Annotated in this window: 21 protein-coding genes and 2 pseudogenes; all 23 read right to left on the bottom strand. The window is 61.3% G+C overall.

Annotated elements, in window-relative coordinates; translation table 11 throughout:
* Nucleotides 1–267: pseudogene (locus tag QZ571_RS16680) on the bottom strand (hypothetical protein); the annotation flags it as partial.
* Nucleotides 260–3,109, bottom strand: a pseudogene (locus QZ571_RS16685) (glycoside hydrolase/phage tail family protein); the annotation flags it as partial. The pseudogenes QZ571_RS16680 and QZ571_RS16685, both read right to left, overlap by 8 nt.
* 13 nt (nt 3,110–3,122) lie before the next feature.
* A complete protein-coding gene (locus QZ571_RS16690) occupies nt 3,123–3,554 on the bottom strand; it encodes an NlpC/P60 family protein (protein ID WP_295537115.1) in 432 nt (143 codons plus the stop codon).
* Nucleotides 3,551–4,441: a DUF2163 domain-containing protein gene (locus QZ571_RS16695; RefSeq protein WP_295537117.1), complete on the bottom strand. Its 891-nt coding sequence runs from the start codon at nt 4,439–4,441 to the stop codon at nt 3,551–3,553. The genes QZ571_RS16690 and QZ571_RS16695 overlap by 4 nt, the downstream gene beginning before the upstream one ends.
* Nucleotides 4,441–5,073 (bottom strand): DUF2460 domain-containing protein, encoded by a 633-nt coding sequence (locus tag QZ571_RS16700; protein WP_295537118.1) that lies wholly within the window; start codon nt 5,071–5,073, stop codon nt 4,441–4,443. Before QZ571_RS16700 ends, QZ571_RS16695 begins: the two co-directional genes overlap by 1 nt.
* Before the next feature lie 10 nt (nt 5,074–5,083).
* Nucleotides 5,084–5,743: a phage tail tape measure protein gene (locus QZ571_RS16705; RefSeq protein WP_295537120.1), complete on the bottom strand. Its 660-nt coding sequence runs from the start codon at nt 5,741–5,743 to the stop codon at nt 5,084–5,086.
* The gene (locus QZ571_RS16710) at nt 5,740–5,961 is read right to left on the bottom strand and encodes a rcc01693 family protein (RefSeq protein ID WP_295537121.1); all 222 of its coding nucleotides are present in this window, start codon (nt 5,959–5,961) and stop codon (nt 5,740–5,742) included. Before QZ571_RS16710 ends, QZ571_RS16705 begins: the two co-directional genes overlap by 4 nt.
* Nucleotides 5,958–6,287 (bottom strand): gene transfer agent family protein, encoded by a 330-nt coding sequence (locus QZ571_RS16715; RefSeq protein ID WP_295537122.1) that lies wholly within the window; start codon nt 6,285–6,287, stop codon nt 5,958–5,960. The genes QZ571_RS16710 and QZ571_RS16715 overlap by 4 nt, the downstream gene beginning before the upstream one ends.
* 11 nt (nt 6,288–6,298) lie before the next feature.
* Nucleotides 6,299–6,712 carry a phage major tail protein, TP901-1 family gene (locus QZ571_RS16720; RefSeq protein ID WP_295537124.1) on the bottom strand — a complete coding sequence of 138 codons (414 nt, stop codon included), beginning with the start codon at nt 6,710–6,712 and terminating at the stop codon, nt 6,299–6,301.
* 83 nt (nt 6,713–6,795) lie between these two features.
* On the bottom strand, nt 6,796–7,203 hold the full coding sequence (locus QZ571_RS16725; protein WP_295537125.1) for a DUF3168 domain-containing protein: 408 nt from the start codon (nt 7,201–7,203) through the stop codon (nt 6,796–6,798).
* On the bottom strand, nt 7,200–7,538 hold the full coding sequence (locus QZ571_RS16730; protein WP_295537126.1) for a head-tail adaptor protein: 339 nt from the start codon (nt 7,536–7,538) through the stop codon (nt 7,200–7,202). The genes QZ571_RS16725 and QZ571_RS16730 overlap by 4 nt, the downstream gene beginning before the upstream one ends.
* Nucleotides 7,535–8,131 (bottom strand): hypothetical protein, encoded by a 597-nt coding sequence (locus QZ571_RS16735; RefSeq protein WP_295537127.1) that lies wholly within the window; start codon nt 8,129–8,131, stop codon nt 7,535–7,537. The genes QZ571_RS16730 and QZ571_RS16735 overlap by 4 nt, the downstream gene beginning before the upstream one ends.
* Before the next feature lie 193 nt (nt 8,132–8,324).
* Entirely contained in the window at nt 8,325–9,524 is a 1,200-nt protein-coding gene (locus tag QZ571_RS16740) for a phage major capsid protein (protein ID WP_295537142.1), read from the bottom strand.
* 38 nt (nt 9,525–9,562) lie between these two features.
* Nucleotides 9,563–10,120 (bottom strand): HK97 family phage prohead protease, encoded by a 558-nt coding sequence (locus tag QZ571_RS16745; protein ID WP_295537128.1) that lies wholly within the window; start codon nt 10,118–10,120, stop codon nt 9,563–9,565.
* 10 nt (nt 10,121–10,130) lie between these two features.
* A complete protein-coding gene (locus QZ571_RS16750) occupies nt 10,131–10,364 on the bottom strand; it encodes a hypothetical protein (RefSeq protein WP_295537129.1) in 234 nt (77 codons plus the stop codon).
* A 4-nt stretch (nt 10,365–10,368) separates the two neighbouring features.
* On the bottom strand, nt 10,369–11,547 hold the full coding sequence (locus QZ571_RS16755; RefSeq protein ID WP_295537131.1) for a phage portal protein: 1,179 nt from the start codon (nt 11,545–11,547) through the stop codon (nt 10,369–10,371).
* 151 nt (nt 11,548–11,698) lie between these two features.
* Nucleotides 11,699–13,045: a terminase family protein gene (locus QZ571_RS16760; protein WP_295537143.1), complete on the bottom strand. Its 1,347-nt coding sequence runs from the start codon at nt 13,043–13,045 to the stop codon at nt 11,699–11,701.
* A complete protein-coding gene (locus tag QZ571_RS16765; protein WP_295537132.1) occupies nt 12,996–13,325 on the bottom strand; it encodes a hypothetical protein in 330 nt (109 codons plus the stop codon). The genes QZ571_RS16760 and QZ571_RS16765 overlap by 50 nt, the downstream gene beginning before the upstream one ends.
* A gap of 199 nt (nt 13,326–13,524) precedes the next feature.
* Nucleotides 13,525–14,691, bottom strand: a complete 1,167-nt coding sequence (mltG, locus tag QZ571_RS16770) for an endolytic transglycosylase MltG (RefSeq protein ID WP_295537133.1) — start codon at nt 14,689–14,691, stop codon at nt 13,525–13,527.
* Nucleotides 14,691–15,956: a beta-ketoacyl-ACP synthase II gene (gene fabF, locus QZ571_RS16775; protein ID WP_295537136.1), complete on the bottom strand. Its 1,266-nt coding sequence runs from the start codon at nt 15,954–15,956 to the stop codon at nt 14,691–14,693. The genes mltG and fabF overlap by 1 nt, the downstream gene beginning before the upstream one ends.
* Before the next feature lie 274 nt (nt 15,957–16,230).
* The gene (locus QZ571_RS16780) at nt 16,231–17,631 is read right to left on the bottom strand and encodes a sensor domain-containing diguanylate cyclase (RefSeq protein ID WP_295537138.1); all 1,401 of its coding nucleotides are present in this window, start codon (nt 17,629–17,631) and stop codon (nt 16,231–16,233) included.
* Nucleotides 17,632–17,844: 213 nt separating this feature from the next.
* Nucleotides 17,845–18,078 (bottom strand): acyl carrier protein, encoded by a 234-nt coding sequence (locus QZ571_RS16785; RefSeq protein WP_038061267.1) that lies wholly within the window; start codon nt 18,076–18,078, stop codon nt 17,845–17,847.
* Nucleotides 18,079–18,297: 219 nt separating this feature from the next.
* Nucleotides 18,298–18,477, bottom strand: a 180-nt coding sequence (locus QZ571_RS16790) for an SDR family oxidoreductase (RefSeq protein WP_295537141.1), incomplete at its 5' end; no start/stop codon positions are given.

Raw genomic sequence — 18,477 nt, forward strand, 5'->3', positions numbered from 1 at the left:
CAGCTTGTCCTTTGTCTGGCTCGAGAACCGGGGATCAAGGAGGCGAACCGCGATGATCGCCGTCAACCCTTCACGGACATCCTCTCCGGAGAGGTTCTCCTTCATACCCTTGAGGAGATTCTGTGCCTGGGCATAAGTGTTGATCGTCCGGGTGAGGGCCGCGCGAAAACCCGACCGATGGCTCCCCCCCCCCCGGTTGACGACCGCGCCCGTGCCTGCCCCACCCTCCCCCGCCCCCCCCCCCTCCCCCCGGCCCCCCCCCCCCATACGACCGCGGCACCCCGAAGCCCGCCGGATCGCGCGCCCCCCTCGCCCCGGCAGGCCCGCGCTGCGCAATGCGCATCCCTTCAGACCGCGTCAATGCCAAGGGCACTTCGCTTGCCGAAGCCGCCGAAGACGTGTCATCCGGAAACACGGCTTCGGCAGCGCGCGTCTCAAAACTTCCATCCGCCTCAACATAGGTCAGCCGCACACGGCCCGCCATTTCCGCCTCACTCGCCCGACGGGTCTCAAGGCTTTGCGCTGCGTCATCAAGCGCCAGTTCCGGCACTCGCAACACCCCGTCCACACTGGCATCGCGCATCCGAAATACCAACTTTCCATCACGCTCTAATGCATCAAACCCATAGGCAAGGCTAAGCGATTGCAAAGCACCGCGCGGGCTGATTGCGCCATCGACGCGGTAGCCACGCACCACCCCGTAAACTGCACGGGTATCGATGTCGCTCAGCCCAGCGCGCGCGCAAATCTCGTTGACCACATTGGACAAAGGTTGAGCTGTCACGCGCCCTGAAATCCAATGTCCACGGGCGTAATTGACCCCGTCTGACCAAACCTCGCCCAGCGCTGGAAATTGTGGATAGGGACGCGTGTCCCACGCCCAAACATGGGCGCGCGCCATATCCACCATCGCTCCACCATATACATCCGAGACCGGATTGTGCGCCGCCTCCCCCCAATAGCTCACCATCGCGCGCAGGTATTGCATCTGCAGGAAATCATCACGCCGCCCGTCAGAATAGTGAGGCAGGGAGCTTTCAGAGCTCTTGGGGTCTAGAAATTTATTGGGCTGGTTTGTTCCCTTGTCAATCGCCGCACACCCCATTTCAGTGAACCAGATCGGCTTTGACCTCGGCTCCCACGCGGTAGACGTTTCCAGTCGCACGCCCGCCACTCGATCATGATGGTCGTTCTCCCACCAACTGCGCATGTCCTTATACCGCCAGACCCACGGCTCAGCGTGCGCGCCATCGGTGATTGGGGTGCGAATCTGCGCGTCTCGGTGCTCGCGCGAGGCATAATACCAGTCATAGCCTTCGCCACCCTCGATATTTGAGCGCAGGTAATCCAGATCATAAATCGCGCCCCAATGCACATCCGCATGATGCTCACAATCGCGCCAATCTGACATTGGCATGTAGTTGTCGATACCAATGAAATCGATTGCCTCGTCCGCCCATAGGGGATCAAGATGAAAGAACCGATCGCCATTGCCGGGTTGATAGCCAGAATACTCTGACCAATCCGCCGCATAGCCGATCTTGCACTCTGGCCCCAAAATCAGACGTACATCTGCCGCCAAATCGCGCAACGCAGCGACCGCAGGAAAGCTATTCCCCACGCCACGTATCTGGGTCAGGCTGCGCATCTCGGAGCTAATGCAAAACGCATCCACCCCGCCCGCCATCGCGCAAAGATGTGCATAATGCAGAATAAAGCGACGCAGGGACCATTCCGGCGGCCCCGAATACATCACCGTATTGCCGACAGGCGTGAAATCAGTGGGCGCAGCGGTACCAAAGAATGCCGCCACTTCGGCCTGTGCCCCAGCACTTCCATCGGGCGAGCCCGCGCGCCCGGGCGCCTGTGAAAGCGTAATGCGTCCGCGCCATGGCAAGTGAGGTTGCTCAGCGGCATCGCTCCACGGATCTGGCAGCCCGTTGCCTGCCAATTGCTCCATCAAAATAAAGGGATAAAAGGTCACTGCTTTGCCCGCGGCTTGCAAAGCCTTGATTGCTTCGATCACCGAGGCATCCGCTGGCGTGCCTCCATAAACACTGCGCCCCTCGAGCTTTGCGATTTCTTGCGCATCAACACGCGTCAGGCCCGATGCAACCCATGGCATCTCACGACCATCGACGAGCTTGCTCGACACTTTCGGGCGCACCTCGCATTGCGCACAGCGCAGATCATTGCCAAACCAAGACACCACCAACGAGGTCGCACCGCAGCGCGGAAGTTCCTCATCCAACACCATAAGCGAACGCTCAAAATCGGTTTGAGACCCGGGCGCGTTCTGGTTGACCAACCGCATCGTGCCGGCAACACCGGTTCCCGAATAGCCTTGCAACGATGACCCCGCAGGATAGCTCACCCCGCCGCCAAACCCGGTCTCATATATCTTAGTTGTCGCCAGTGCATATTCGCCCGTGCCAGGGATCAATGCGACCGCCTGCAACCCTTGTGTCAAATCCGCGGCGGCATCCAACAGCGGCCCCTGTGCCGGGCGCACCACCTCAAAAGTGAATTGTGGCACCCGATTGCCAAAAGCGGCAAGCTCAAGATCTTCAAACACGACATAAGCGATGCCACGATAGGCGGGCGCGACACCCAGCCCCTCGACCGCCTCGATTTTTGGATCCGGCTGCTGGTCTTCGCTGCCAGTGTACACCCGCATATTGAGCGTTTCGGGATCAACCTCCGCCCCATCCGCCCAAATGCGCCCAACCCGCAAGATTTCACCCTCGCCCAGCGCCACGGCCAAACTCACCGAATAGCTGAATTGCGTGAGTTTTGGCTGGTTCTTACCACCGCCGCTCGTCTCGCTGTTCTCAATAAACCGCGTGGCCCAGATCACCTGACCACCCACACGCATCCGCCCCCAAACCAAGCCCAGACCATCGCCCTCAGACGCGCCCGTCAGCCGCAACCGCTCGACCCGGCCCGTCTCCACCGTGCCAGACCCCGCGCCCAACAGGCGCTGGTCAATTGCGCGGCCCAATGTGGCACCAACAGCGCGCCCGATCACCGCACCCGACAGGCCCAGAACCGTTCCGCCAAAGCCGCCACCGATTGCGGCACCCGCCGCCGAAAGCAAAATCGTCGCCATTCAACTGGCTCCCTCATGGAAAGTGAAACCGCGCCACAATGCGCCGCCGCCAAGGACGCGTGAGCGCACTCTCGACAACGCCGTGACCGGTATAGGCATGGATAAACGCGCCCTGTTCGGCGAGCGCCGAGACAATGCCCAGATGCTTCGCCACACCATGGGCACGCATCCGAAACAGAACCACATCACCTAGGTTCGCGCCTTGCGCTGGGTGCAAATGCCGCGTCAGCGCGCGCAAAAGAACCTCGTCTCCCGCAGGCTCGCCCCAATCGGCGCTGTAGCGCGGCATGCTCTCGGGCTCAGCCCCATAAATCTCGCGCCAAACGCCGCGCAAAAGTCCCAGACAATCGCTGCCGACACCGCGATGCGAGGCCTGATGCAGATAGGGTGTACCAATCCAGTCCCGCGCAATCGCTACTACGCGCAGCCTCGGATCAAAGCTCAACTGAACAGGCTCCCGCCATCGTTGGCCCCACCCTGCACCGGATAAGACACAAGCCAGTCCTCTCCCGGAATATGGGGAAACCCGCGGAAGTTCAGGAAGTTGGCGAACTTGTCGCGACAGGTTTGCGCACGCTTGTCACAACCCGCCTCAAGTCGCACCAGATCGCCCACGCCAATCTCGGCGCCAATACGCTGCCACAGCTCGATCTCACGACGATCCCCTGCCAGCGTGTGATCATTCTTCACGAGTCCAACCAAACCCACAGATGCACCTGACAAAACCCTGAACCGTCCTTTTTCAAACCAGCGCGCATCAAATCCCGCAACCGCGTCAAAGGTGAACACCACCGCGTCGCTCACGCTCGCAATCGGCCCCTCAAACACAAAGCCCAATTGGTCCAAGTCGAACCGGCATTGCCCATCGCCCAGCACAGCCGAGCAGCGTGGGTGATACACTCGACCACGCTCGACATTGAGCGCCTCGGCCAAACCACGCAATTCCGTCGTAAACGCCCCCTCCTGGCGCGAGATTTCCCCCATTGAACCACGAAACAGCAACGCATATTCAGACAGATCGGCCCAGTTCACGATCCAGGCGCGCACCTCAGCCCCGTCATATCGGCCCGCCAAAATATCCGCCTCGGTGATCGCCTCCGAACTCAGCGCGCCATAGGCCTCGCTATTGTCGACCGACAGGCCTGTGCCCTGCGCAATTGCCTTGGCCGTCATCCCGCTATCGGGCTCAAACTGCACACCCTCAAAGGAAAACGCCACGTCATGATCGGTGAACCCCAACACGGCTCCATCACCACGCGTCACCGCCCAGGCCCGCGCAATCGTCGTGGCTCCACTGGCAAGATGCGCTTTTAACGCCTCGGAAAAAGCCATCAGATACGTACCTCCACAATCGGAACCTGCGGCATGTCGCCCGCCTGAAAGGACTGGATTGACACCTGTATCGCATCCGCATCAAAGCGCACGGGCACATCAAATTCGAACCCGGCCGTTATTGGCGCACCCTCACCGGGGGGATCATAAAACGTCACCAGCCCGTTCGCCGTATCCACCTCCCAATCCACCGCTTCCGCCTGATAGGCTCCCTGCACACCGGCCTTCACCGTGCCAGCCACCGGCTTGAGGATCGGACGGCTATAATCCACGCCGCCCGAGCTATATTTCTTGCTCAGCTGAAACACCCGAGTGACCCCGTCACCATGTCCGATCAGCTGATCCTCGTAATCCACATCGCGCGAAGGCACGCAGCTTTTGAAATCCGCCCAATCCTTCCAGCGAAACCCGTGCAACTGCCCACCGCGCGCCTCGAAAAACGCAATCAGCCGCGCCACATCATCAAGCGAGCGCAATCCAACCCCCGCATCATAGCGCCGACGTGAATGCGCCCAGGGCGAGTTGCGCTCTTCAAACCCGTTGCTCAGCGTCACTATCTCGGTGCGCCGCTCGGGCCCGCCAACCGAGCCAAAACTCAAATTGGCGGGAAATCGAATGTCGTGAAATGCCATCTCTTGTCCCTCACCGGTTGCGTTCGCCGCGCGCCAATGCGCGATTGACCTGCGCTGCGATCTGCGTCGAGCTGCGCGCGAACCCGGCCACATCTGGCGTGCTCACATTCATCACAACGTTCACGGCGCGCCCCCCTTGCGAGGCCACACCCAGCCGCCCATCAGCCCCCCGCGTGAGCGGCATGATCGCCTCAGGGCCAGCCTCGCCCATCAGCCCCGTGGCACCGCGCATCGGGAATGTCGTCGGGCTGCTGACCACACCGCCTTTGGCAAATGGCATCACCCGGCCTTGGCTAAACGCCCCACCATTGGCAAAGGCGAACATCCCGCTCAAAGCCGAGTTCATCCCATTGGCCAGCGCGCCCCCCACGGCCTGTTGCACCGGCTTCATGGCGACGTTGTAGACGCTGTCAGCCATGCGCTGCGCCACCTGCGACAGCGCATCCGACAGCCGCATCCCGTCAAACGCCACCCCGTCAAACGCACTTTTCAAGGTGCGCCCGAACGAGTTGCTCAACGTGTTCACCTCGCGCCCAGTAAACACCAAACTCTCGCGCATCGAGGACAGTTCGGAATTGAACACTTCCGCCATCGCGCCCACACCGCCCAAGCTTTTTTCCAACTCAGCCGCTTGCTGGCTCAGCCCGTCGATCCCATCCACTTCGATCATTCGTTCGTCCTTTCAGATCCATCCGCGCGATCGGGAAACCGCGCCAGCAGCGCCTCAAACCGCGACCGCCCCATCGGGCGCGCCGCGCTGGCCCCCTCACCCAACATGATCGCCAGTTCTGCAGGTGTGAGCGCCCAAAACTCTGCCGGGCACAGCCGAAGCTGATGCAGACCCACCCGCATCAGCCCCGCCCAATCCAGCCCCTGCGCCGGCGTCATGCGTCCCCCGCACCCGGCACTGCAAACGCCCGCGCCAGCAGTTCCGCCGCACGCTGCGCTGCCACCATCGGCCCGCCGCCAATCTCGACACTGCGCAAATCCTCAGCGCGGCCTTGCCAACCGCCCCCCCGCAGCCCAGCCACTATCAGCGCCAGCACATCGCGACTGGAAAACCGCCTCGCCTCGAACCGCTCGACCAGCGCAATCATCCCGCCAGCCTCACCGATCTCAGCCTCCAATTCGGCCAGCGCGCCCAGAGTCAGCTTCGCGCGATGCGCGACACCATCAAGCGTGATCTCGACCTCACCAGTCCAAGGGTTCGCCATGTGTCATTCCCTCAGATTGCGGTGAAGGCCAGCGCGCCCGCCGAGGCCAGCGCAATCTCATAGCTCGCCTCGCCATCATGACTGCCCGCATAATCAATCGAGGTGATCATGAACGCGCCCTGCACGATCCCAAAATCGGGGATCACGACCTGAAACTCTGGCACCTCGCCATCGAAAAAGATCTGGCGCGCGCGCTCATCCGTGCCCGCATCCTTGAACACGCCAGATCCCGAAATCTGCGCCGAGCGCACACCCGCCCCCCCCAGCAATTCGCGCCAACGTCCCTCGCTTTCCAGCGAGGTCACATCGACCGTTTCGGCATTAAAGGTGATGCGCGTGGCGCGCAGCCCCGCGATGGTCTCAAATGTCTGATTGCCATTGATGTCGAGTTTGATCAAAAGATCCTTGCCGTTCTGCGCCGCCATGGCTCATTCTCCGATTAGTGAAAGAAACCGCCTGCCAGCGCCGATCTGACGCCAACAGAATGTTGATTTTGTGAAAGTTTTGCTCAGCCTTCAACGCGGGCGCGAAAGGTCAGATCGATCCGGCGCGTTGCACCTTTATCCACCCGCCGAGCCTTGGCCTTGAGAAACCAAAGCCCCACGACATGCCCCCGAGACAGCTCAAGGTCCGCCCCCAACAGCGCATCCGAGATCGCCTCGGCCACCTGTTTTCCCGCCTGAAACCCCGCCTCATCCGTGATCACCGACACGATGAAATCATGCACCGCCCCGTCCCCGGTCTTGTCGGATGCATCACGCGCATCTTCAGGTCCAAGGCTCACATAGGTTCCCGTCACCGTGCCCGCAGGCACCGCATCATAAACCGCAGCCCCGACCAAATCGCTCAGCACGACATCGCCCTGCAAGCGCTGGTAAACCGCGCCCTGCAAGGCCGCGCCAATCGCATAGCTCATGCCACCACCTCCTCACGCGCAAAACAGGTCAGGTAGTGACCCGCCACGTCATTTTCCGCGACCGCCAGAATGCGAAACACCCGCGCGCCGTCGCGAAAGCGCTGCTCGGGCAAGGGGCGGCGCGGCGATCCCTGCGGGGCCGCGCGTACGGTGATCTTCCACGGCACGGAGGCCAGTGTCACAAATTCACCTGCACGTTCCACACCAGTGCCCGGGCTCATCTGCGCCCAGACTTCCCCCAACGCTACCCAAGCATGGCTGAACCCGCCCGCGCCATCGGCCACCCGCTCGGGCGCTTCCAGCACCAGCTTTCGGTTGAGAACAGGCACGCTCATCCCCGCCCTCCCAGCATCCGCACCGTGCGCCACCGCTCAATCAGCGCCAACACGCCAAACGGCATTTCGCTGCCCGCCCCCGCACTGTCATGGCGCAGCTCGAAATACTGAGCTGCCAGCAAAAACACCGCCTGGCCCAGATCAACCGGCAGATCCGCCCAACGCGGGCCAAACCCACCCGTGAACCGGATCTGCGCGGTGCCCCCCGTCGGGATTGTCGGCAAACTCGCGCTAAACGCTTCCAGACGCGGGCGTTGCATATCCTCGATCAACCGATAGCGCTCGGGCTCGATAACCGTAATCGCCCCGGCACGATCCACCAATTGCATTTCCAAAACCGCGCGCACCGGCGCCACCGGCAGGGCCTGCACCGCCCCGCCCCGCCACGCCTCTAGGCTCAGCACAAAATCACGCGCCAACAACGCCTTGGCGGTGCGCCCCTCGATCGCGGCCATCGCTGCGCGCAAATACGCCTCAAGTGCCGCATCCTCCGCCCCAAGGTCGCCAAAGCCCGTGCCCAGCCGCAAGTGATCGCGAAACTCGACCAAAGGCAGTGCGCTTGTGGCCACCGCCGTCTCTTCTCTTAACATCATGGACTCTCTCCGAAATTCACGAGATGACACCCCGACTCCATCGGGATGCCATCCTTCATGTCGGACGCAGGCCCCGCCGCCACTCGAACGGAGGGAGCAGCTAGGCAGCGGCTGACAGACCCGCGCCCACCCCGAACCGGTCACCCGGCCCAAGGACCGGAGGGCTTTCGCCCCCCGAGCCCCGTCACGCCTCTCAGGTATCGGCGAATTTCAGCAGCTTGATCGCAGCGAAATCGCTTACATCGCCGCCCACCCGCTTAGACGCATAGAACAGCACATGCGGTTTCGCCGAGAAGGGATCGCGCAGCACACGCAGGTCCGGGCGTTCCGCCACGGTGTAGCCGGCGTTGAAATCACCAAAGGCCACCGCAACCGCATCCGAGGCAATATCGGGCATGTCCTCAGCGATCAAAACCGGATAGCCCATCAGACGCGCAGGCTCACCCGCCGCCAGACCGTCCGACCACAAGAAGCGACCATCGGCATCCTTCATCTTGCGCACAGCGCCCGCCGTCTTCGAGTTCATCACAAAAGACGCATTGGCGCGGTATTCGGCATCCAGCGCATAGACCAGATCCACCACCGCATCGGCCGGATTCACCGGAGAAAAATCGCCATCCGCACCGGTCGCGACATAGCCCAGACCACCCCAGGCCCAGGCGTCATTGGCGACAGCCGGATGGGTCAGAAACCCGGTGGGTTTATCCACACCATTGCCCGAAATGAACGCCTGCGCCTCGGCACGCGCGAATTTATCGGCGATCCGCTGTGCCAGCCAAGTCTCGACATCAAACGCGCTGTCATCCAACAGCCGCTGGCTCGCCTTGGGCATCGCCGCCAACTCATAAAGCGGGATCGAAATCCGGTCGATCTGGGGCGTCGTGGTCTCGGTCAGGTTCGCCGTTTCGGTGGCCCAACCTGACCCCATCTCCGAATGATCCACCAGCACGTCAAACGAACTCGCCTCGACATTGACGACATTGGCGATCATGCGGATCGACGCGGTCGAGCTTAGCACTCCCCGGATCGTATCGCTGGTTTGTGGGTCGACCAGATAGCCACCCTCGCCAGCCACTGCGGTATTGAGCCCCTTGCCCTCAAGGCTCAGGCCACGCAGCCCGTCATCATCACCCGAACGCAGATAGGCCGCGAACGCTTTCTGATGGGGGGCCTCTTCAAGGGCGGCGGCGGAAAGGGCGGGACGCCCGGCGGTCATATGTTTGGTCTGCAGCATGGTCAAACGCTCATCCTGTTGTTGCATCTTTACATTCACTTCTTCTTGGAAGCCTTTGACTTCCTTTAGGAACCCGGCCAGCGCGGCTTTCACCTCAGTTGCCGGGTCCGGGCCTTCGGACACACCCGTCCCGGCCCGAGCCTTGATCTCGGTCTTCATGCTCACTCCATCTCCATTGCGATCAATGGGCCGGGCGCTCAGCGCGCGGCCAGTTCAGCTGCAGCGCTGCAAAGCACCCCAGCCAGATCGCGCAACGTGCCATCCAAAGCATCACCCTTGGACGCCACACGCGCCTCGCGAAGCATCGGGAAGGTCACTAGCGACACCTCCCAAAGCTCCAGTTCCGCAAGAAGCCGCTGGCCTTTTGCGTCCTTCTCGGCAGCCACCGTGCGGTAACCGATCGACAAGCCGTCAATCGCCCCCGCCGCGATCAGCGCTACCGCCTCGCGGGCGCGGGCCACGTCAGGCAGCAACCGCCCCTTGACGTAAAGCCCACGCGCATCCTCATAAATCTCGTCCCAGATCCCGATTGGCTGAGCAGGGTCATGCTGCCACAGCATCTTGACGCTGCCCCCACGCCCCTTGAGCCGCTCAAGACCGCGCCCATAGGCCCCTTTGCAGACCACGTCGCCACCTTGATCGGGCAGACCAAACAGGCTGGCATAGCCCTCGATCACCGATCCATCGCTGACTTGCAAAGTCGTCGCCTCGCTCGCGCAAAACTTTAACTCCAGCCCGTAATCATCTGTTGTCATGTGCTTTTCCTTACTTCGGCGCAAAGTCCAATACGCCCTGAACGGCTTGGGTCAGGATCACCGCGACCACCCCGTACACCGTCATCCACAAGCGCCGCTCAAGCCCCTCGATCATCGTCTCGATCCGCCCGAGCCGCTGATCGACCTGAGCGAACTGGATCTCCATGATCTTCTCGGTCGCCTCCATGCGCTGCTCATGCACCGCGAAAGGCTCCTTGAGATAGCGCGACCCACCTGTCGCCATGCCCTCAACCCTCGGCCAGAGGCGGCAGGCCCAACAGCACCCGTTTCTCCGCATCACTCAGGAATTGCGCCTCGCCCACGCGCTTCCATTGCTGGTCACGCTCGGCCGCCAGCGCCGGGATTTGATCGAGGTCAGGCTTGAGCAAAACCCGCTCGCCCAAATGCGTCGACAGCCACCACGCCACATCCGCCGCGACCTTGCTGGCCAAGGGCAGAATGGTCAGCCGATAGAACGCCCGATGCGCCTCGGCGTAATTGGCATAGGTCGCATCCCCGGGAATCCCGAGCAGCATCGGCGGTACGCCGAAAGCCACCGCAATCTCGCGCGCCGCGCCCGCCTTGGTCTCATGGAACTCCATATCCGAGGGCGAGAACCCCATCGGTTTCCAGTCCAACCCGCCTTCCAACAGCATCGGACGCCCCGCATTGCGCGCGCCCTGATGGTGGCTCTCCATCTCATAGACCAGCCGATCATATTGATCCGGGCTCAGGCTGCCCTGACCATCCGCACCTTTGTAAATGATCGCCCCCGAAGGCCGCGCCGCATTGTCCAGCAGCGCCTTGGACCACGCGCTTGCCGAATTATGCACATCCAGCGCAACCGCCGCCGCCTGCATCGGGCTCAGCCCGTAGTGATCATCTTGAGGATGAAAGCTTTTCAGATGGCAGATCGGGTCGGGACTGCCCGTCATATCAAAGCGATGCTTGCGCCCGCTCACGGTGTAGTCATACGCCACCGGCCAGCCATCCGCGCCCGGCACGATGCTCATCCGGTCCGCGCGCAGCACATGCAGCTCGCGCGGCAGCCCCGGCTCAACCGCAACCGCCTCCAGATAGCCATTGCCCGACAACATCATCTGCCCATAGAGCGCCTCAAAGAACTCGCCCTGCCCCTGGCCGGCATTCGGTCGCGCGATCAGATCGATCAGCGGGTGGATATCATAGCGCCGCTCTGCGTCCTGACACACCAAAGGCACCGCCGCTGCGGCTTCCGCAATCAGCTTGACACAGCGAAAGCCAATCGGGTTCCCCGTAAAGCCTTGGCGCGTCAAAGACGCCGTGTCGCGCGGACTCCACACCACGCGCCCAGACCCCGACGCCATCGCCACGATACGCCCCGTCGCCGAAGCCTTTTGCTCCGGCGCGCCACCCGCATCGGATTTGCGAAACATTTTCCAACCCATTCCCGTCTCCTTCTCGCGACCGCACCCGGTCCGGCAAAGAAAAGGGCCGGGAAAGATCCCAGCCCTTGCTCTCGAATTTCATCTGTCGAACCGGGGGTTTTGCACCCCCGGACCCCCGCAGGATATTTAGATCAAGAGGAAGACAGCCCTCTCAAAGCCCGCGCACCTGCGGTCGTTTCCAATGGGCTGCGGGTTCCAAAATCAGCTCATGCAGCGCCCAAACCAGCGCATCCACCCGATCGGGCGAGCCTTTGCCCTGAAAGCCCTGCAAGCTCATCTGCGCCATCTGGTCTTCCAGCGCACCAAGGTTTCCCGCCTTGAGATGGCGCACCCGACCCTGCTCATACAGGGCAGCCACGGGTTCGGCGCGCGCCGATTTCCCACGCGTCGCCCGCAACGCCTTAAAGGGAATAAGCGGGTCGATCTGGCGCAGCACGCTCTCGATCAAATCACCGCCTTGGTTGACCTCTGCCACCAGTTTTTCCGCGCCCCAACGCTCCATCGCCGCCACACCTGCGCGCGCCCAGTCAGTGGGTTTGCCGCGAATGCTCGCATCCTCCAATACCACCGCACGCCAGTCTTGCACCGGGCCGCGTGTGCACGCTCCGACAACGACGATCCCACATTCATCCGAGGCCGCCTTGCCACTCACCGAGGGGTCCAGCGCCACCACGATACGATCCAGATCGCCGGGCGCGTCCACGTGAGACGCCTCCAGCATCGCATTGCTCCAGAGCGCCCCCTCGACATCATCCAGCAACACGCCGTCCAACTCTTGCCGTCCCAACCGCGTGCCAGCATAGCGCGCCTGCACTTCGCTCAGAAAACTCTCGGCAAGATAGGCCTTGTTTGCCTCGGTTGGCGCATGGGTCACGACAGTGGATGGGTTATTCAAAATCGTCTTGAGCACCCCGACATTGCGCGGCGTGGTCGTGATCACCTGTTGGGGATGCGTCCCCAGCCGCAATGCGAATTGCAGCATGTCCCAACTGTCCTCGGCCTTCTTCCACTTCGCCAACTCATCCACCCAAGCCGCATCAAATTGCGGCCCGCGCAGCGACTCTGGCTCAAAGGCCGAAAACGCCTGCGCTATCGCCCCGTTGGGCCAAACCAACCGCTTGCGCCCAGCCTCCCAAACCGGGCGTCGATCCGGGGGAGAGCACGCCAAGATCCCGCTTTCGCCAAAGATCATCACCTCTCGCACCTGATCAAAGGTCTCACCTACCAGCGCCACACGCCGCGCCTGACCGGGGTCGAGCGGTTTTGCACCTTCCACAATGGAACGCACCCACTCGGCCCCGGCCCGCGTTTTGCCCGCACCGCGCCCGCCCATGATCACCCAGGATTTCCAGGCACCACTCGGGGGCAGCTGATGGGGCAGCGCCCAAAACTCAAAGATCCACGGCAAGGCCAGAAGCGCATTGTCATCCAACCCTTCAAGGAACGCATCAACGTCCTTCTGCGTCGCGCAGGCAAGCCAGGCGGCGCCCGATCTCAGCACGGGCGAGGTCGAAATCAAGCGCGCCTTCGCGCCCGGTTGCGACCCCGGCAAGCTGTTTGCGGAGTTTCTCGACACGCGTTCTCTCCTCCATCACCAATTGGAATGCGGTGCGCAAATCCTTGACCGCCAGCACCGCCGCTTTCGCCTCAGATACCTCGCCGCGCCGCACCCCCTGCAGCGCCGTCGCCAGTTCTTCGGCCACATCCCTGTAGAGCGCCTCCGTCAGATCCAGAAGATCGACCGAAGCACCGCCCCCACCCACAGTTTCATTTTTCATGAAGTCCGAACCCACCCTTCAAAGTTGGTCCGTTCGAGAGACATGAAAAAACGCCGTCGGGTTTCCCCGCGGCGCTTGCCCACTTCTCCTAGCATGCATAATTACTACTTTAGAGCGTTCGAAAAGTCAAGCGCTAAATCCAGGGTTGTTTTTAGTGACCAAATAAAAACCCGGTCTTAACCGGGTTTCTATAATAAAATCAGTTGCCTGAGCCTGTTTCTTGCGCCTTCTTCTCCAGCGCACGCCAAGCCGCGACATTCTTGTTATGCTCTTCAATCGTGCTGGCAAACGCATGCCCACCCGACCCATCAGCCACGAAAAACAGGTATTTGGTCGAATCGGGATGCAAAGCCGCCTCGATCGCCGCGCGTCCCGGATTCGCAATCGGTCCCGGAGGCAGCCCGTCGATGACATAGGTGTTATAAGGTGTCGCCTTGCGCAATTCAGACTGGCGCAAGCCACGCCCCAACATCCCCTTGCCGCCCGTCACCCCGTAAATCACCGTCGGGTCCGTTTGCAGCTTCATCCCTTTTTCAAGCCGGTTGATGAACACACTCGCCACCTCGGGCCGCTCCGACGCAACACCTGTTTCCTTCTCGACAATCGAAGCCATCGTCAGCGCCTGTTCCGGGTTCGCATAGGGGAGCCCATCCGCGCGCCCAGCCCAAGCATCCGCCAAGATTTTCGCCTGCCGTGCCTCCATCATATCCAGCAACGCCTGACGATCCGCCCCGCGCTTGACCTCATAGCTATCGGGCGCCAGCGAACCTTCAGTAGGGACATCGGCAATCGTGCCATCCAGGAACGGCGCCTCTCGCAACCCCTGCACGATCTGCCAGCTTGTCACCCCGTCCACCACCGTCACACGGGTGCGCACGTCGGCAGCCTCGGCTTTGCTCTCAAACCCTTCGGGCGGCTTTTCGCTCTCGGGATTATACTCCGCGACCTTCTCATAACTGCCCGTCGCCGGGTCAAGCTCGCGCAGCAGCACCTCATTGCCGCTCACCCCGATGCGAAACACCAACTCGGTCCCGCATGTCGAGGGCCCTCCCGCGGTGATCTGATTGACAATCGCCTCCATCGTGGAATGGGGTTCAATCAGATACGAGCCGAATTTCAGCTGGCTCGCCTTGTTCTGATATTGCGCACCGGTGCGGAAAATATAGGCCGAACGCACGGCACCGCCGCTCTCAAGATCGCCCGAGACTCCGCGAATATTCGCCCCCGGCGCGACACGCAAACACATCGCCTGCGCCAGCGGACCCGGTTCAACATATTGCCGCTTTGCCCAAGCGACCAAACCGCCCAATGCGACCAGAATGATCACCGAAAGCGTCAGAAAATTCGAGACGATATTGCGCCACATCACCCTTGCACCTTACCCAGCACGAGGCTCGCATTCGTTCCACCAAAGCCAAAACTGTTCGACAATGCCACGTCAATCTTGCGTTTCACCGCCGCTTTCGGTGCCAGATCCAACCGCACCCCTTCAGGCGGATTGTCCAAATTCAACGTCGGCGGCGCGATCTGATCGCGGAGCGCAAGCACGCAGAAAATCGCCTCCACTGCACCTGCCGCGCCCAGCAAATGCCCGATCGAGGATTTTGTCGAACTCATCGTGGCCGTCTTGACCCCGTCATCGCCCAGCAACCGCTCGACTGCGCCCAACTCAATCGTATCCGCCATCGTCGAGGTGCCATGCGCGTTGATGTAATCGACCTGCGCAGGCGCAAGATCGGCGCGCTCCAAGGCCGCTTTCATCGCACGAAACCCACCATCGCCATCCTCAGCAGGTGCCGTGATGTGATAGGCATCGCCCGACAGACCATAGCCCAAAACCTCGGCGTAAATCTTCGCACCGCGCGCCTTGGCATGCTCATATTCCTCAAGCACGACACAGCCCGCGCCCTCGCCCATCACAAACCCATCGCGATCCGCGTCCCACGGGCGGCTTGCCGTCTGCGGCTCATCTCCCCGCTTGGTCGACAGCGCCTTGCACGCGTTAAACCCGGCAATCCCGATCTCGGACACCGGGCTTTCCGCGCCACCGGCCACCATCACATCGGCATCCCCCAGCATGATCAGCCGCGCCGCATCGCCAATCGCATGCGCGCCCGTCGAGCAGGCCGTGACGACCGCATGGTTCGGTCCCTTGAACCCAAACCGGATCGAGACCTGCCCCGATACAAGATTGATCAACGCGCCGGGAATGAAGAACGGGCTGACGCGCCGCGCGCCGCGTTCCTTTAGCAGCACAGCCGTATCGGCAATCGTGCTCAACCCGCCAATGCCCGAGCCAATCATCACACCGGTGCGACACCGGCTTTCCTCATCTTCAGGCACCCAACCTGAATCGCGCACGGCCTGCGTCGCGGCCGCCATTCCATAAAGGATGAAATCATCAACCTTGCGACGCTCCTTCGGCTCCATCCAGTCATCAGGATTGAACGTGCCATCGCTGCCATCACCCAGCGGAATCTCGCACGCATATTTTGTCACCACGCCCGACGCATCAAAGCGCGTTATCGGCCCGGCCCCAGATTGCCCGGCGATCAACCGCGCCCAAGTCTCCTCAACCCCGCATGCCAGCGGCGTGACCATCCCAAGACCCGTAACAACAACCCGGCGCATCCCCGACCTCTTTCGCTGAAAACTCTCGAAAGTTCTGATACACGCGAGGCCCGCGCGGCGCAATCATCCAGACGAGCCGCCCCCCCCTAAGCCCCCCAGCGCGCAAGTCTCTGCCACCCAAATCGCGACGGCCCCGCAAATGCGCGCGACCACGCGTCTCTCACGTTCCACGAAAAACCGGGCGGCTCATCTCAAACGCGCAAAATTTGACACCTGCAACTTCAACACACCCACAAAACCCGGCAATCCGCCCGACCGCCTCACTCAACTCAGATCACGCTAGGCAACGGTCCGACACCGGCCTGCCACAGACCGCTTCAGCAGATGGCGGAAACTGCGCATCACTCACAAGTTCACCCATTCGATCAATCCGCCCGCCAAAGCCCTGCCCTGTCGCCAACAAAACCCGGTTCCGCCCCAATTTCTTGGCCTCATACAGCGCGCCATCGGTGCGCGCATAAATTTCATGCATGCTTTCCCCGGCAATCCATTGCGCCACTCCAATCGAGGCCGTCACCCGTTGCACAGACCCATCCTCACGCGCGACCCGCACATCCTCAATACAGGCGCGCAAGCGCTTGGCGATCTCATAGCTGTCAACCAAAGTCGCGCCCGGCAAAATCACCGCAAACTCCTCACCACCGACACGGGCCAGAGTATCATCCCAGCGCATCTCCAGCCGCAGCGCCCGTGCTACATGATACAACACCCGATCCCCCAGCTCATGCCCGCCCAGATCATTGATCGACTTGAACCGATCCAGATCAATCATCAACATCGAGAACGGAACGCTACCGTCTTCTGCCTGCGCCACCGCCCGCACAAAACGGCGCTCCAACATCACCCGGTTGAACACCTTCGTCAGCCCGTCGCGCAAAGCCAGATCCGACATCATTCTCTCTAGCTGACGACGCTTGTGATCGGCCCGCTCCATCACCATCGCCGTCACCACGATCAGCGCGATATTGAACCCTGTCAGGGCGGCAATCAGCAAAAAGACCTCGCTTTGCCCCTCCAACCAATCGGGCACACGCATGAACAGCCCGCCCAAAACAAGCGGTGTCAAAATCCCGAGGAATAGCTGCATGCGCGCATTGCGCCCCGACGCGTAGGGTCCAAGAAGAACCCGCATCACTCCGCGATTGGCATGGATTGCAGCAATTGACCCGGCCAACGCAGTCGTCATCACGGCCGTTGTCAGCGACATCTGCCCCAGAATCTCATGCTGCTGCCAGATGCCTGCAATCATCAAGATCACGGTCAATCCCATTGCCAGAAAACACAACAGCGCCCCCACCGAATGAAACCGCGCCTCGCTGATCAGAAAGCCAGCCGCAATCATGCCCAGCACCAACGCGGTGTTCCAGCCCATCATGTAAGGCCCGCCAACTCCGAAAACCGGCCCGAATTGTGGAATGAACCGCGCTATCACAATGCCCAGACACAGCGCCGCCAATAGGTTTGCAACGCGCAGATCGCGTCGCCGCATCTGCACCGCAAAAGACAGAAGCAGAACCAAAATCGACGTCATTTCATGGGTTTTATAGCTATCCGTGAAAACCCCAAACATCCGCTCCGAACGCAGAAAATGCCCCATCAAAGGCCAAAGCGCGATCGCCGCCGCCAGCCACGCCAAGGGGCGTACCAGAATTTGAGAAAGACGATAAACGGTCAAATCTTGGCTCCTCACTCTCGCACGCATTGCGCATCTACGTCGCGCGCCACGGAACGTGTTGGCCAAGCTAGGGAAAAATGCTGAACAAATCCTTAACGACGACCATCAAACAGTCGCTCCCGCTACGCGGGATTCAAATCTTGCCGCACTCAAAACGAAAAACGGCGCCCCACTCTGGAGCGCCGTTCAAATAGCTCAATCGCCAAAAGCGCGTTACGCGGCTTCCGTGATGAATTTGACCGCATCGCCAACGGTCTGGATGTTCTCAGCGGCGTCATCGGGAATTTCGATGCCGAACTCTTCTTCGAACGCCATGACCAGCTCAACGGTGTCAAGGCTGTCAGCGCCCAGGTCGTCGATGAACGAAGCGCTCTCGGTGACCTTGTCTTCTTCCACGCCGAGATGTTCCACGACGATCTTCTTCACGCGATCTGCGATGTCGCTCATGTCAATTCCTCAAAATTCTAGGGCCCAAGGCCCAGTCTATGCTCGTTCGAGCGTCTCATACACCCCGACGGATCACGAGGCCGCAAGCAGACCCCACGCAATTTGCGCAAGGCCCGTCTGCTGCGCTCTTAGCGATTGGTGCGCTGCATGGCAAGCCGTTTCTGATGCCCGCACAAGGCGGAATTGCCCTCAGATAACACGATTGTCAAAGCCACGGCCTCAGATCATCGCCATCCCGCCATTCACGTGCAACACGGCCCCCGTGACATAGCCCGCCTCGGGGCTGGCCAAATAGCGCACAGCCGCTGCGATCTCGTTCGGCGTGCCCATCCGCCCGACCGGGATCTGGCCCATCAGCGCACCCTTTTGATCGTCATTCAGCTTGTCCGTCATCGCCGT

Origin of the sequence: uncultured Thioclava sp. (genome assembly GCF_913064665.1) — a bacterium.
Lineage (GTDB): Bacteria > Pseudomonadota > Alphaproteobacteria > Rhodobacterales > Rhodobacteraceae > Thioclava > Thioclava arctica.

Bases quoted from the DNA above. Each gene is read 5' to 3' on its own strand.
- QZ571_RS16695 (WP_295537117.1), bottom strand. From the start codon at position 4,441: ATGGCTTTTTCCGAGGCGTTAAAAGCGCATCTTGCCAGTGGAGCCACG.
- QZ571_RS16700 (WP_295537118.1), bottom strand. From the start codon at position 5,073: ATGGCATTTCACGACATTCGATTTCCCGCCAATTTGAGTTTTGGCTCG.
- QZ571_RS16705 (WP_295537120.1), bottom strand. From the start codon at position 5,743: ATGATCGAAGTGGATGGGATCGACGGGCTGAGCCAGCAAGCGGCTGAG.
- QZ571_RS16710 (WP_295537121.1), bottom strand. From the start codon at position 5,961: ATGACGCCGGCGCAGGGGCTGGATTGGGCGGGGCTGATGCGGGTGGGT.
- QZ571_RS16715 (WP_295537122.1), bottom strand. From the start codon at position 6,287: ATGGCGAACCCTTGGACTGGTGAGGTCGAGATCACGCTTGATGGTGTC.
- QZ571_RS16720 (WP_295537124.1), bottom strand. From the start codon at position 6,712: ATGGCGGCGCAGAACGGCAAGGATCTTTTGATCAAACTCGACATCAAT.
- QZ571_RS16725 (WP_295537125.1), bottom strand. From the start codon at position 7,203: ATGAGCTATGCGATTGGCGCGGCCTTGCAGGGCGCGGTTTACCAGCGC.
- QZ571_RS16730 (WP_295537126.1), bottom strand. From the start codon at position 7,538: ATGAGCGTGCCTGTTCTCAACCGAAAGCTGGTGCTGGAAGCGCCCGAG.
- QZ571_RS16735 (WP_295537127.1), bottom strand. From the start codon at position 8,131: ATGATGTTAAGAGAAGAGACGGCGGTGGCCACAAGCGCACTGCCTTTG.
- QZ571_RS16740 (WP_295537142.1), bottom strand. From the start codon at position 9,524: ATGAAGACCGAGATCAAGGCTCGGGCCGGGACGGGTGTGTCCGAAGGC.
- QZ571_RS16745 (WP_295537128.1), bottom strand. From the start codon at position 10,120: ATGACAACAGATGATTACGGGCTGGAGTTAAAGTTTTGCGCGAGCGAG.
- QZ571_RS16750 (WP_295537129.1), bottom strand. From the start codon at position 10,364: ATGGCGACAGGTGGGTCGCGCTATCTCAAGGAGCCTTTCGCGGTGCAT.
- QZ571_RS16755 (WP_295537131.1), bottom strand. From the start codon at position 11,547: ATGGGTTGGAAAATGTTTCGCAAATCCGATGCGGGTGGCGCGCCGGAG.
- QZ571_RS16765 (WP_295537132.1), bottom strand. From the start codon at position 13,325: ATGAAAAATGAAACTGTGGGTGGGGGCGGTGCTTCGGTCGATCTTCTG.
- mltG (WP_295537133.1), bottom strand. From the start codon at position 14,691: ATGTGGCGCAATATCGTCTCGAATTTTCTGACGCTTTCGGTGATCATT.
- fabF (WP_295537136.1), bottom strand. From the start codon at position 15,956: ATGCGCCGGGTTGTTGTTACGGGTCTTGGGATGGTCACGCCGCTGGCA.
- QZ571_RS16785 (WP_038061267.1), bottom strand. From the start codon at position 18,078: ATGAGCGACATCGCAGATCGCGTGAAGAAGATCGTCGTGGAACATCTC.